The sequence below is a fragment of the Paenibacillus apii genome, assembly GCF_011043685.1.
Taxonomy (GTDB): Bacteria; Bacillota; Bacilli; order Paenibacillales; family Paenibacillaceae; genus Paenibacillus_AQ; species Paenibacillus_AQ sabinae.
In genome coordinates this window covers 122,696-135,945 of the sequence record NZ_JAAKGU010000009.1, presented here as the reverse complement: position 1 = coordinate 135,945, position 13,250 = coordinate 122,696, and the positions used below count along the sequence as shown (strand labels likewise).

At 48.9% G+C, this 13,250-nt stretch carries 11 protein-coding genes; 5 read left to right on the top strand and 6 right to left on the bottom strand.

All coding sequences use genetic code 11. The features are described from left to right. The first annotated feature begins 56 nt into the window (after positions 1 to 56). On the top strand, positions 57 to 812 hold the full coding sequence (locus G5B47_RS18380; RefSeq protein ID WP_025332971.1) for a MurR/RpiR family transcriptional regulator: 756 nt from the start codon (positions 57 to 59) through the stop codon (positions 810 to 812). 84 nt (positions 813 to 896) lie between these two features. On the opposite strand, the gene G5B47_RS18375 is transcribed toward G5B47_RS18380, so the two are convergent. The 5 genes from G5B47_RS18375 to G5B47_RS18355 form a co-directional block, all read right to left on the bottom strand. Next, complete coding sequence (locus tag G5B47_RS18375) at positions 897 to 3,773, bottom strand: YhgE/Pip domain-containing protein (protein WP_165101075.1); 2,877 nt, start codon at positions 3,771 to 3,773, stop codon at positions 897 to 899. 7 nt (positions 3,774 to 3,780) lie between these two features. Next, a complete protein-coding gene (locus G5B47_RS18370) occupies positions 3,781 to 4,272 on the bottom strand; it encodes an RrF2 family transcriptional regulator (protein WP_165101072.1) in 492 nt (163 codons plus the stop codon). 341 nt (positions 4,273 to 4,613) lie between these two features. Then, on the bottom strand, positions 4,614 to 6,044 hold the full coding sequence (locus tag G5B47_RS18365) for a radical SAM/SPASM domain-containing protein (protein ID WP_165101069.1): 1,431 nt from the start codon (positions 6,042 to 6,044) through the stop codon (positions 4,614 to 4,616). Positions 6,045 to 6,652: 608 nt separating this feature from the next. Then, a complete protein-coding gene (locus tag G5B47_RS18360; protein WP_165101067.1) occupies positions 6,653 to 7,693 on the bottom strand; it encodes an NAD(P)-dependent alcohol dehydrogenase in 1,041 nt (346 codons plus the stop codon). Positions 7,694 to 7,825: 132 nt separating this feature from the next. Next, a complete protein-coding gene (locus G5B47_RS18355) occupies positions 7,826 to 8,371 on the bottom strand; it encodes a TetR/AcrR family transcriptional regulator (RefSeq protein ID WP_165101064.1) in 546 nt (181 codons plus the stop codon). A gap of 181 nt (positions 8,372 to 8,552) precedes the next feature. Here G5B47_RS18355 and G5B47_RS18350 point away from each other — a divergent pair, with 181 nt between their 5' ends. Genes G5B47_RS18350 through G5B47_RS18340 form a run of 3 tightly spaced genes read left to right on the top strand, consistent with a single transcriptional unit; the run spans position 8,553 to position 11,073 of the window. Beyond that, complete coding sequence (locus tag G5B47_RS18350) at positions 8,553 to 8,882, top strand: carboxymuconolactone decarboxylase family protein (protein WP_165101061.1); 330 nt, start codon at positions 8,553 to 8,555, stop codon at positions 8,880 to 8,882. A gap of 12 nt (positions 8,883 to 8,894) precedes the next feature. Beyond that, positions 8,895 to 9,878: an aldo/keto reductase gene (locus G5B47_RS18345; protein WP_165101058.1), complete on the top strand. Its 984-nt coding sequence runs from the start codon at positions 8,895 to 8,897 to the stop codon at positions 9,876 to 9,878. Positions 9,879 to 9,900: 22 nt separating this feature from the next. Continuing rightward, entirely contained in the window at positions 9,901 to 11,073 is a 1,173-nt protein-coding gene (locus tag G5B47_RS18340) for an MFS transporter (protein WP_165101055.1), read from the top strand. 66 nt (positions 11,074 to 11,139) lie between these two features. On the opposite strand, the gene G5B47_RS18335 is transcribed toward G5B47_RS18340, so the two are convergent. Beyond that, positions 11,140 to 12,057, bottom strand: coding sequence for an AraC family transcriptional regulator (locus tag G5B47_RS18335; protein ID WP_165101053.1), 918 nt, complete (start codon positions 12,055 to 12,057; stop codon positions 11,140 to 11,142). Positions 12,058 to 12,249: 192 nt separating this feature from the next. Between G5B47_RS18335 and G5B47_RS18330 the strand changes: the two genes are divergently transcribed. Beyond that, a complete protein-coding gene (locus G5B47_RS18330) occupies positions 12,250 to 13,233 on the top strand; it encodes an aldo/keto reductase (RefSeq protein ID WP_165101050.1) in 984 nt (327 codons plus the stop codon). The last annotated feature ends 17 nt before the right edge of the window (positions 13,234 to 13,250 follow it).

The following is a 13,250-nucleotide window of genomic DNA, read 5'->3' as shown; positions in this document are numbered from 1 at the left end:
ATACTATTTTTAAAACTGATGATACTTAGTAATACTACATAACGAGGAGCAGCTATATGGATTTTGACTTGCGTGTAAAGATAAATTATGACGATTTGACCGATTCTGAAAAAGAAATGGTAAGATTCATAACCAATCGGCCCCAAGATGTCATAAGCATGAATATCGTCGAATTGGGCGAGGCATTGCTTAGTTCGAAAAGTTCGGTGCTTCGCTTGGCCAAAAAGCTGGGATATCATGGATTTTCAGAATTGAAGTATGCTCTCAGGTCGGACATGACCCTATCCTCACTAGAGCCAAGTGATCTGACTCAACTATTAAAACAGGATTTAGACCGGATTTTTCGATATGTGGAGCAAACAAATTTCCAGCCTTTCCTGGTGAAGTTGAAAAATGCACGCATGGTCTTTTTATACGCCACCGGTTTTTCACAGAATAATTTCACTAAAGAATTTTCCAAGGATTTAATGATTGCGAATCGACAAAATATATTGATTTCAGGCGAGACTAACTTGGCGATTAACAGCTCTATTATAACGGAAGATGATTTGGTTATATTTACTTCGTTTAGCGGCGAAACAGAAATGATAAAAGATGTCGTCCGGGAGTTAAAAATAAAAAACGTAACAATCGCAGCCATTACGAAATTCGGAAGTAATTTTTTGACCGAGCATGCCGACTATGCATTCTTTTTTGAAGCAACCCCATTGCCAAGTTATCAAAGGCAAGTCGTTTATTCGTTGATTGGGTTAGAAGTGATACTGGATGTCATTGCACGAAAATATCGTGAGTTTATTCTCTTTGATGAGTAATAAGAGCTGCACTTCACACACGAAAAACCCAGGCAAGATCATTCTCGCCTGGGTTTTTCGTTAATTACTTACCTCATAATCTTTTTACATAGTCGTTGCATTCGATTCAGTGGTTTCGATCATGGATGAATCCTTTCGTGCTTTACCAAACATGGCGCCGAAGAGAAGCACATTGAACAATATCATGAACCCGCTCAAAACCATCATACTCTGAGTGTACTGCCCGGAGGCCATGCTGGAAGAAAGGACTTCACGCATTCCTTCAACCGAATAGGTCATCGGAAGATAAGAATGCAGAGATTGGAAGAACGAGTTGCTGAGTTGCATCGGGAACATGCCGCCGCTTGCGCCGAGCTGGATAACTAACAGAATCATAGATAGCAGCCGGCCCAGGTTACCGAACGCAACATTGAGAAGCATGACCAAGAACATAAAGGTAATGGATGCAAGAACCGACAACAGGACAAATGGTCCCAGGTGGTCGACTTGAAGGTCCATACCATACAGCATGATCACATTCATGACCAGAGCCGCGAAAGCGGCCTGCAATGCTCCGACGGAGAATTTGCTTAACCACCAAGAAAACCCTGTAGCTTTGACTTCTGTCGGACGCGAAAGAGGAAAAACCAGATTAAATGCGATTGCACCGACAAAAAGGCCTAACACAAGGACGTAGGGTGCGAGGGCATGCCCGTAATTGGGAACTTCGCTGTATTCGTTCTTCTCCAGGTTAATCGGGTTGGCAATCATCCCGGCATTGGCTTCCGTCTTATTTACATTCTGGATCTGAGCAGCTCCGTCGGTCAGCTTGCTTGAAAGTTCAGCCGAGCCGGAATTCAGCTTTTCGATTCCTTCGCCTAAACTTTGAGAACCGTCAAGCAGGGAAGAAGACCCGCTGTGTATTTGTTCCGCGCCTCCGGAGAGCTTCTGGACTCCATTGGCCAGAGCCGGGAGATTCGAAGAAAGAGTACCGATGCCCTGAAGTAACGACTCGGCGCCTCTAGACAAATCCCCAGATTTGGAGGCTAATTGATCCAACCCTCCTCCAATTTGCACTGCTCCGCGGTTAAGCTGCTGCAATCCTTCCGAATACTTGGTGACTCCCGAGGAAAAGCTGCTTGCACCGGTTCCAAACTGTGCGGAGGCATCCGCCAATCGCCCGCTTCCATCGGCGAGCGCGGTAAGGCCTTGAGTCAGCGATTGGCTTCCTTGATAGAGTTGTTGAGTGCCGCTTGCGAGTACGGGCATTTGGCTGTTTAATTTTTGAACACCGCTAACGAGCTGGCTGCTTCCCGCAGCAGCTTGCGTTAAACCATGATTGAGCGCGGTTGAGCCTGGCAGCAGCTTATCGTTAATCGCCGAGGCAATTGCAGAGTAACCGGATATAGCTGCCGACGCTTTAGGATTTACTTGGTTCACAGCTCCGTTTAGCTTCTGAAGAGCCGAAGGAAGTGTGTTTAAGCCTTGAACGGCAGTCAGCACCTGGTTATTTAAGGTTCCGGACAAGTCAGTCAGAGACGCTGAAAGCGACTCTAACCGGGACTTTTGCTGCTCACCTTGCCGGGATAATTCATCGGATAACGCAGTGAGCATTTCCTGCTGCTGAGTTGTGTTTAAAGCTTGATAGGCACTCGTACTTGTAACCGAAGCAATAATGTCTTGTCCATTGGTCTGAGCTTGAGCCGATAGAGCTTTAACAGCGTTCTGCGCGGACTCCAGGCTCTTTTTTACCGAAGGCACAGCAGCTGACATATCGCTTCCCGCTGAGATGGATTGGGATAACCCGTTGATTCCTTTTTGGATATCAGACAAGCCCTGTGTCAGCTGCTTCATTTGTTCCTCGGATGGCAAGCTGCCATTTAGCTGACCAAGTCCCTCTTGAAGAGCTGAGGATCCCGTCTGAAGTTTAGAGATCGCTGATTGAAGTGCGGATTGGCCATTGACTAAAGAGGGAACCCCGGTAGCGGCATCCGATAATTGGGAAGCGGCTGTGCTTAAACCCTGAAGGCCTTGGGTGAGGGAATGGCTTCCCTCCAGGGCCGATTGTGTACCTTTATTCAGACTCTCAAGCCCTGGTGCGATTTGTTCTACTCCTTCCGAAAGCTTCCGGGCCCCGGCAATCAGAGCGGGAGTGCTGGAAGCCAACTGATCTGCCCCCTGTGTGAATTTGCGGCTTCCCGATTGAAGTGCGCTCACTCCGGCAGTATAGGCTGAGACCCCTTGGTTAAGCTGTTTCGCTCCCGTATAAAGGCGATTTGCACCGTTTTGTACGGAATTTACCGCTACAACGATTTGATTGGCTCCTTCGCTAAAAGTAAGGGTACTGTCCGCAAGCTTTTGCAGGCCATCGGTTATCTTGTGATTTCCTTCTTGTACGCGGATAATCCCTTCTTGAATTTGTCTCGATCCGCTGGCCGCGCTGCTGAATCCATCGCCAATGGTCCCAAGCTGATCAAGAAGGGCTTGAGCATATTCTTCCGTCACGTTGGTAGCGATCGAGTTCTTGACGGAAGCTGCTGCTTGTGAGGAAACCACGCTGGCAAAATAGTTTCTGCCCGGATTCGTTTCATACGTCAGGTTCATAGGCTTGGGATTCGTATCCAGAACGGTAGAGGCATTGGCCGAAAAATCAGCGGGGACGGTTATGACCATGTAATACTCACCATCCTCAAGGCCTTGTTCCGCTTGCGCTTTCTCAATAAAGTGCCAATCCAAAGCCGTATTATCCTTAAGCTGGTTAACGAGCTCTTCACCCAGGTTCAAGGTTTTGCCGCCGTATTTGGCAGGCTGATCGAGATTAACGACGGCTACTGGAAGGTTCTCTGTACGGCCGTATGGATCCCAGGCGGAACTGAGAAAGATCCCGCTGTACATAATCGGAACCAGCATTAGAACGATAAGGCTTCCCAGCAGTATTCGGTTTGTAAAAATATTCTTCCATTCCAGTTTGAATACTTTCATCGGATATTCACTCTTCTTTCAAAAATTCTGCAAGTGTCATTGTGTTCCAGTCCAGCTTCGGAAGAGCCGTGTTACCCATACTTTTCTCAAGAAGATCAGCTGCGGTAATGGAAGAAAAATACTGGGACAAGAGGTGATTAGCGCCTGCAAATACCGATTTGACTACTTCGGTACCATTTTCGGCATATCGCCCATCCTTAAAGGCATGATTTAGAAGCCCGGTGTCTTTATACATGTCAATTGGCCCTTCAATGGCTTCGATCAAATCCAGCATGCTTAACTCTTCAGGTTGCTTGGCTAGCGTAATTCCGCCTTTGGTTCCAGGAACAGAGTTTACGATTCCTTGAATGACCAGCTTGCGAATAAGCTTCTTCAGATATGAAGGAGATACTTCAAGAATCCGGCTAATCTCATCGGAAGCAAGCGGCAGTTTGGTATCTTGTGTGGCTAGTAAAACCACAATAGCCGCAGCCTGCTCCAGACCGGCTGTCAGTTTCATAGGTTCACCTCCTGATTTGAATATAGATAATAGATATCCATAATGGATTTGTGATATCTATATTACAACTGCTCGATGGACATATCAAGTTTTTTTGAAGGAAAGGATACTAAAGTTCGGAAACGAAACATAAATAGCCAGTCGCCGGTTAATTTCCGGCGACTGGCTATTTAATTTGAGAAGGGGTTTGATTTGTCTTGCGTTATGGGGTCAGTCCCCGAAGAAGCCTGCGGCTTATTTTAAAACATTAGACTTTATAAGCTTTGCGCCTATCGTTTGGTCTTATATTTCTACGAGAAACGGATGCCCTCCTCCTGAGAGGACGGCACAGCCGTTTCTTCTTAAGCCAAACGGCTGCCTGCAGGCGCCCGGGGACAACGGGGATCTGGAGCGTAGTGCTGATCCAGTCCGTAAGCTTTAAGAGCTTCTCTGACACATCTTCCGAGACCTTCATGACACTGCTGGAAATCAGAGCAATCCCGGCAAGGTCCGTTGGAAACGGCAGCCTGATCCGGGTAAGCAAGTTCCAAGGCTTTTGGCGAATTCCATACCTCCAGCAAAGTCTGTTGCGTCAAATCGCCGATAATAAAATGTTCATGATTGTACAGCTCTTCGCAGATGGTTACCTTACCGTCGGGCAGCACAACAACACCGCGCCGGTTAGCCGTACAATAAGCTCTTTCCCAAAAGTTTTTCTTCCTTAACGATTCCTCTCCGGCATAGGGATTATCATTGGCGCCGCTGAAATTTATTTTGTCCGGAAATTTCTCTTTGATCTTGCTGAATTCTTCCTCGAAGATCTCTAATTCCGCCGGGGAACAAAACAGGCTGTCGTCATGGCGATATAAGGAACGTCCGTAGCAAGTAAAATTGCTCCTCAGCACATAAGGCTTGTCCATCAAATACCGCGCAAGGGATACGGCATCCTTGATGTTAACCGGGGTTAGCACCGTGTTGGTACGGACCTTGATTCCCGCTTCACCCAAGTAATCGAGGGTTTGCAGTATTTTCTCCCCATAGCCGGTAAGACCCATGAGACGGTCAACGATTTCCGGGTTAAGCGCGTCGATACTAACCTGGATGGTGGATAGTCCGGTTGCCGCGAGCCGCTGGGCCATACTTCTGGATAAAGGATACTTCGTGGGGATATTGAGATACATACCTGCAGACAGAGTACTTTCAATGAAATCAAAAGCATCCTCCCGGCAAAAAAAATCGCCCCCCGAGAACTCGACGGTTTCTATACCGCACTCACGGACCTCTTTCAACAGGCGGCGGTACAGATTTAAATCCAATTCCTGTTTGCCTCTAAAACCCTCACGATCAGCATAGCAATACCTGCAATTGGTCACACAACGCATGGTCGGAAGTACCAGCAAGGTGTAGGGCATTTTGCACCGGGTATCATCCATGTCAATCATCTCTTCCGGAACAATGAAAGTCTTGGGATCGTATATCCGTGCCTGATCCGGGTTGATGCCGGAAGCTTCGATGATCAAGGATTCCATGGTCTGTTCATCATTTACCCGCACAGCCAGCAGGGCATCCACTTGCCGAGACGCAGCTTCCATATCCAGATCGAAGATATAGGCCACGGCTTCACGAACGGCAGTCAGGTCTCGTTTCCCGTCAAACAAGGAGAGGATTACAGCCTGCTGCGGGAATAGAAATTTAAACACATCCTGCTGGCTATCCCCCGGATTGGCGGTAAACAAGATTGACCTTCCCCCGTCAGGCCGCAGCTTCACTTCGGGGCTTAGAAGAAGTCCCATAATGATAACCTCCGTATCATTTAACTGTTCCTCCGTTGGAGCATCCTGGAGAACATGATGTGCAGCGCATGGAGCATCCTATCGTACATCTTGCGATTTCCTCCTCATCCTCCGTTACAGCATCAATAATAAGCTCTCTTAAAAGCTCACGCTTCGAGAGACCGGTTCCGGAAAGAAGAGCCCTGATTTCACTTAACCCATTCATTAATGTCACCTCATCCTCTATGATTTGAAGTCCTTAAACCAGCGCATCACTTTGCTGTAGGTCCGGTATTGCAGCCTGTTTGACAATTGATACACCCGGCTTCACACTGCCCGCATATTGCCCTATTGTCCGTGACAGCATCAATCAGCTCTTTTAGAAGCTGACGCTTGGAGAGACCGCATTCGCACAGAAGAGCCTTGAGTTCCTGTAATTCACTCATCACAATCACCTCGTCTTTAGCTATATTGTATATTTTTTCACATAAGCCGATTTTCATACCCTTTTTCTGGAAAAAGAAAACTAAGTTGTTCCGCTTCCCTTTGAAAAAGCCTTTGGCAAAGCTCTGGCGGCAAACAAAAAAAGGGCCAACCCATTAAGTGGGCTGACCCTCCTTTTTTACAAATTACAATGTAGATACGTCAATAACGAACCGGTAACGCACATCGCTGCGGAGGACACGCTGATACGCTTCGTCTACCTGGTCCGCGCGGATCACCTCGATTTTTGGGGCAATGCCGTGCTCCGCAGAGAAATCGAGCATTTCTTGCGTTTCCCGGATTCCGCCAACGAGTGAACCTGCGATGCTGCGGCGGCCCATGATCAGGGAAAATACCTGGTACTTATCCGGCTCGGCCGGCGCACCGACATTGACAAGCGTTCCATCGATGCGAAGCAGCGATAAATACGCATCAACGTCAAGATTTGCAGACACAGTATTTAAGATGAGATCGAATTGATTGGCCAATGTTTTGAATGTAGCGGGATCGCTGGTTGCAAAATAATGATCGGCGCCAAAGCTCAGGGCTTCCTCTTTTTTACCGATCGACCGGCTCAAGACGGTGACTTCAGCACCCAGGGCATGCGCGTATTGAATGGCGAGGTGGCCAAGACCCCCCATACCCACAATGGCAACTTTTTTGCCCGGGCCGGCGTTCCAGTGCTTCAAAGGAGAGTATGTCGTGATGCCTGCACACAGCAGCGGGCTTGCCACATTCAGCTCCAGACTGTCCGGAATACGGACAACGAATCCTTCCGTTACCACTATTTGTTGGCTGTATCCGCCGTATGTTGGATTACCGTCATAGTCGAGGGAGTTATAGGTGGCGACAACACCTTTTGTACAATATTGCTCCTCGCCGCTAAGACAGTATTCGCATTCTCCGCAGGAGTCAACAAAGCAGCCGACGCCAACGCGATCGCCAACCGCGAATTTGGTAACTTCTGTTCCTACTGCAGCCACAATACCGGCGATTTCGTGACCGGGAACCATGGGGAAAATTCCGCCGCCCCACTCATCGAATGCGCTATGGATGTCGGAGTGGCAAATTCCGCTAAACTGAATATCGATCAGGACGTCATGAGGCCGTAAGGCTCTCCGCTCAATCGTGGTTTTTTCGAATGGCGCTTTGGCGCTGGAGACACTTAATACTCGAGTTTGGCACATGTTTGTTCTCTACTCCTTTTCTCTTGAAGATAAAAAACATGGATACTTTAATGCACACCCGTTTAGTATTATAAACGTATTCATACGAGACGCAATTGTTAAATCCGCTGTATTTGTTTATTAATGAACAGATCATACATTTCTTTCTAATAAAGCCCCCAGTTGTCTGGCCAAAACATCCTGCGGGAACGGTTTTTCATTCATGAACCACCATTCAACCACTCCTACGTAAGCCGACGCAACGAACCTGACGATAAGCTCTTCATTTAATCCCTGGTTTTTTCCTCCGTTTATGTCCACTTCTTTTCGGAACTCTTCGATTAGAAAGTTAAGGAACCGATTGCGGAAATAAGGAGCCCCTTTACTCGCCAACATTAGCGAAAAGAAGGAATAATGACTTTCGAAGTATTCGCAGAAGATCAGCGTCGCCTCGATAAAATCCAATTGACATGCCGATTCGCACAGCTTCCGCAGCTCGTCAATATGTTCTTCAATCAGCTTATCCAGCAGATCAAATTTATCCATGTAATGAAGATAGATGGTTCCGCGGCTCACATTCGCCCTGTCGGAAAGATCCTGTATCGTAATGTCATCAAAATTCTTTTCGGACATCAATTCAATTACAGCTTTTTTTAACGCTTCCTGCGTTTTGAGTATTCTACGGTCCACTTTGGACATTGGAGGGTCACCATGCTTTCTGAATTAATTAACAATTTGCGAGCATCTGTTCAGTAGTTGACAAATCGCACTTATTTAACAATTGAAGATATTCTTTATCCTCTTATAATTATAGACGGATGTATATTAATGTATCAATAATCATTATTTCCTTGAAAATTAATGAAAGAGGGGATAGTTAATGACCAACGAAAAAGAGCTTACAAGCGCACAAAAAGTGATCGGAGATTTCGCCCCGAAACTCGTGGAGCTTACCGACAATATTCTGTTTGGCGATGTATGGGAACGCAAGGAGCTGGCTCCGCGTGACCGCAGTTTGATTACCGTAGCCAGCCTGATCGCTGGCGGAAACACGGAACAACTGGGATTTCATTTGAACAAAGCCAAAGAGAACGGACTGTCGGAAGAAGAGCTTAAAGAAGTCATTATCCATCTTGCTTTTTACGCGGGTTGGCCAAAAGCGATGTCTGCCATTATGGTAGCCAAAGAAGTGTTCTCAAAAGGGAAGTAGGGAGGTTTGATCATGAAATACCGCACAGTAGGAAAAACGGGAATCCAAGTCTCGAATTTATGCTTTGGTACGATGTCTTTTGGCGGCAACGCGGATGAAGAAACGTCCAAAGCCATGTTCAAGCGCTGCCGTGAAGCTGGGATTAACTTTTTTGATACGGCGAATGTTTATAGCGGGGGGCGTTCTGAAGAAATACTAGGAGAGTGTATCGCGGATTGCCGGGATGAGATTGTACTGAGCACCAAAGTGTTCTATCCCATGGGAAAAGATATCAATGCCGGTGGGCTCTCCCGTCGTCATATCCTGCTCGAGGTTGAAAATAGTCTGCGGCGCTTGAAGACGGATCGCATCGATTTTTACTTTGTGCATATGTTCGATGAGAAGACCAAGGTGGAAGAAACACTCCGCGCGCTTGACGATCTTCAGGCGCAGGGCAAAATTCTCTATCCGGCAGTAAGCAACTGGGCGGCTTGGCAGATTGCCAAGGCATTGGGGATTTCCGCAAAAGAGCAGCTTGCCCGTTTCGAGTTGATCCAGCCGATGTATAACCTGGTTAAACGTCAAGCCGAGGTGGAAATTTTACCGCTCGCCGCCTCCGAACAAATAGGTGTGATTTCCTACAGCCCGCTCGGAGCCGGGCTTCTTACGGGCAAATACGGAGTGAACAAACGGCCGGAGCAGGGACGGCTTGTTGAAGAGAAAAGATATACGGACCGCTATGCGGACGAAATGAATTTTGCCGTAGCCGACCGGTTTAATGCCTATGCCACGGAGCGTGGCGTGAAGCCCTCGACGCTGGCCGTCGCCTGGGCAATGTCGCATCCTGTGATAACGGCGCCGATTATTGGGGCAAGAAACCTGGAACAGCTTGAGGATTCGCTCGCCGCAGCCGATGTGGACATGACTCCAGAGTGGCGCGATGAAATCTCTTCGCTTTCGGTTACTCCTGCGCCCTCAACGGACCGGGGAGAAACGCTGCTGCCGATATGGACATAACTCCAACAGTGGCGAACAAAATATGAACAACACCTGGAAAATTTACTTGCTGGCCTTCATTACCTTCATGACCGCTACATCGGAGTTCATCATTGCAGGTATTCTGGACAAGGTAGCGGCCTCCGCTCATATTTCGGTATCGTCGGCAGGACAGCTAATCACGGTATTCGCGATTGCCAATGCAATTGGCACGCCTGTTGTGATGATGGCGATGGCTAGAATGGATCGGCGCAAGCTATTAATGCTTTCTCTAGGCGTCATTGCGCTCGGCAGTGTTTTGACTGTCGTCCTGCCTGGCTTCGGTTTTCTCATTTTCTCTCGCGTTCTGCTTGCTATAGGAAGTGGGGTTTTTGCCACCATCGCCAAGACGCTCGCGTCAAGGCTGGCGCCGCCCGAACGCCGGGCCGGGGCGATTGCCACCGTTATAACGGGGGCCAGTGCAGCCCTCATTGCCGGCGTCCCCATTGGCCGTGTTGTGGCCGCAGCTTACGATTGGAAGGTCATCTTCTGGGGGATCGGTATTCTCAGCCTGCTGGCCATCTTCACTGTGGCTCGAATGATTCCGGCCACAAATGGTGAGGAAGTCGTCCCTCTCGGCAAGCAGCTCGCTCTTTTGAAGAATCCCAAAATCTTAATCGGCCTTGCTGTAATATTCTTCTGGCAATTAGGATATGCGGTACTCTTTTCATATATCGCCCCCTTCCTGTTAACCGTCCCACGGATGAGCGAACGGGAAGTGAGCGCTGCTCTCTTTGCCTTCGGCATCGCTACGTTGATAGGCTCCAAGTTCGGCGGATTCCTGACGGACCGGATCGGCATCCCCCGGACGCTTGTGGGCGGCATGGTTGTCCATGTCATCGCTCTTGTGCTGCTGTCCACAATTGCCGGATCAGCCTCTGTTGCCATTCCGCTCTTGATGCTGTGGGCTTTCTCGGCATGGTCGTCCGGCCCGGGTATGCAGTATAGTCTGGTCTTGCTCGCTCCGGAAGCCTCAGGAATCATGCTCAGCCTGTACGGTTCCATCTTACAGCTCAGCATAGCCGCAGCCGCCGGAATCGGGGGGATTGCCGTGAGAAACGCATCGATGCTGGCGGTCAGCTGGACCGGGGCTGTCTCCGTTGCGGTTGCTCTATGTATTGCGGCCGTCTCGTTCAGCTCTGCCCGCTCGTCCCACAATAGTATAGAGATGAAGTGACAGGGGGATTTTCCCGCTGTTACAGGCTACTGCCCCAAATGAGTTTAATTCATTTGGGGCAGTTTTTTATGCGTCCAGCTGGTGGTCATATTTTTCCTTCAGACGCTTGATGTCTGCTCTGGGAGGAGCGCCGAACATACGGGAATATTCCCGGCTGAACTGGGATGCGCTCTCGTAGCCTACCCGGAATGCAACATCGGCGGCGTCCGCCGACTCGGATAGCAGAAGGCGCCGGGCTTTCTGCAAGCGCAGCTGTTTCTGAAACTGAATCGGGCTCATCGCGGAGACCTCTTTGAAGTGCCGGTGAAACGTAGAAATACTCATATTGGCTGTTTCGGCAAGCTCTTCAATGCGCAAAGGCTTATCACAGTTTTGGATAATTTGTTCGATCGCGTCCCTTATTCGGTAGGTGCTGCTTCCCTCCATGGCGATTTGCGCCAGCGCAGCTCCATACTGACCTTGCAGAAGCCTGTATAGAATTTCTTTCGTGTAAATTGGAGCAAGGAATGGAATGTCTTTCGGATTGTCCAGCAGACGGGTTAAACGGAGTATCGCATCCAGAATAGAACTCTCAATCTTGCCGACAAACAATGCCCGCTTGGCATTTTCTTTCGAAGCGATTTGAATGTCGGAGTCATTGATAACCTCCAAAATCTGGCTCTGTGAAAATTCAAGCCTGAAGCTCAAATACGGAATGAGGGGAGAAGCTTTGATGACCTGGCTGATCACCGGCAGATTCATGGATGAAATCAGGTAATTTGCCGGACCGTATTCGAACCGCTCCTGTGCCAGCAGTACTTCTTTTAAACCTTGAGCGATGAAGCAAAGGGAAGGGTTGTACACCCTGTGGGCCGGCTTGGTCAAATTAGAGTTGCGAAAAAAATATAAAGAGGGAATCGCGGTCTTGTGAACTCCGTCCCGGCCGGTATGACGCTCGATCCGTTTGACGAGTTCATCCCTCTGGTCTCGCATTTCCTCAGACATAGGCTCCTCCTTGTTGGTGTTCTCTTGCTCAATTATAAAGCATCTGCGCAGGTAGAGTTAATGGGAGTGAGAGGATTAGGCAAAAATTTGAGACGAATGGGATAGCGGCCCTTTTTCATTTATTGGATAATAAGGGTATGCCCGATTCGGGGCGGAGTGAAGCCTATACCAAACAAAGGAGTTGTGCCATTTATGGATTATGTAAAGCTTGGCCGTACCGGTTTGGAAGTCTCGAGAATTTGTCTTGGCTGCATGAGTTATGGAGTGCCCGAACGCGGAATGGCTCCCTGGTCGCTGAATGAAGAGGAAAGCCGGCCCTTCATTAAAAGAGCGCTGGAGCTCGGGATTAACTTCTTCGATACGGCGAATGTGTACTCCGACGGAACAAGCGAAGAATTTGTCGGACGCGCCCTGAAGGAATATACCCGCCGGGATGAGGTGGTCATCGCGACAAAGGTATTTTTCCGTATGAGTCCGGGCCCAAATGGTGCTGGACTTTCCCGTAAGGCGATCATGACCGAAATTGATAACAGCCTGAAACGGCTGGGTACGGATTACGTCGATTTGTACCAGATCCACCGGTGGGATAATACGACGCCGATTGAAGAGACGATGGAGGCGCTCCATGACGTCGTAAAGGCAGGCAAGGCCAGATATATTGGAGCGTCTTCCATGTATGCCTGGCAGTTCCTGAAAGCCCAGCATACCGCTGAACGCAACGGCTGGACTAAATTTGTCTCCATGCAGAACTTCTACAATTTATTGTACCGGGAAGAAGAGAGGGAAATGCTGCCGCTTTGCCTTGAAGAGGGAATTGGCGTTATTCCGTGGAGTCCGCTTGCCAGAGGCAAGTTAACCCGGGATTGGGAGGAACAGACCGCCCGTTCGGAGAATGACGCAGCCGGACAGGCATTTTATTCGAAAATGGCCGATGCCGACCGTAAGGTGGTGGAGAAAGTGGCCGAGATTGCCGCCAAACGGGGTATTCCGCGCGCGCAGGTTGCACTTGCGTGGGTACTGCAAAAGGAGCCGGTAACCGCCCCGATCATCGGCGCAACAAAGCCCCATCATCTGGAGGATGCCGTTGCCGCGCTGTCAGTGAAGCTGGATGCTGACGAAATGGCGAGCCTTGAGGAGCCTTATGTGCCTCACCCGGTTTTGGGTAATCTTAGCTAGGATAGGCCGTTATTCAC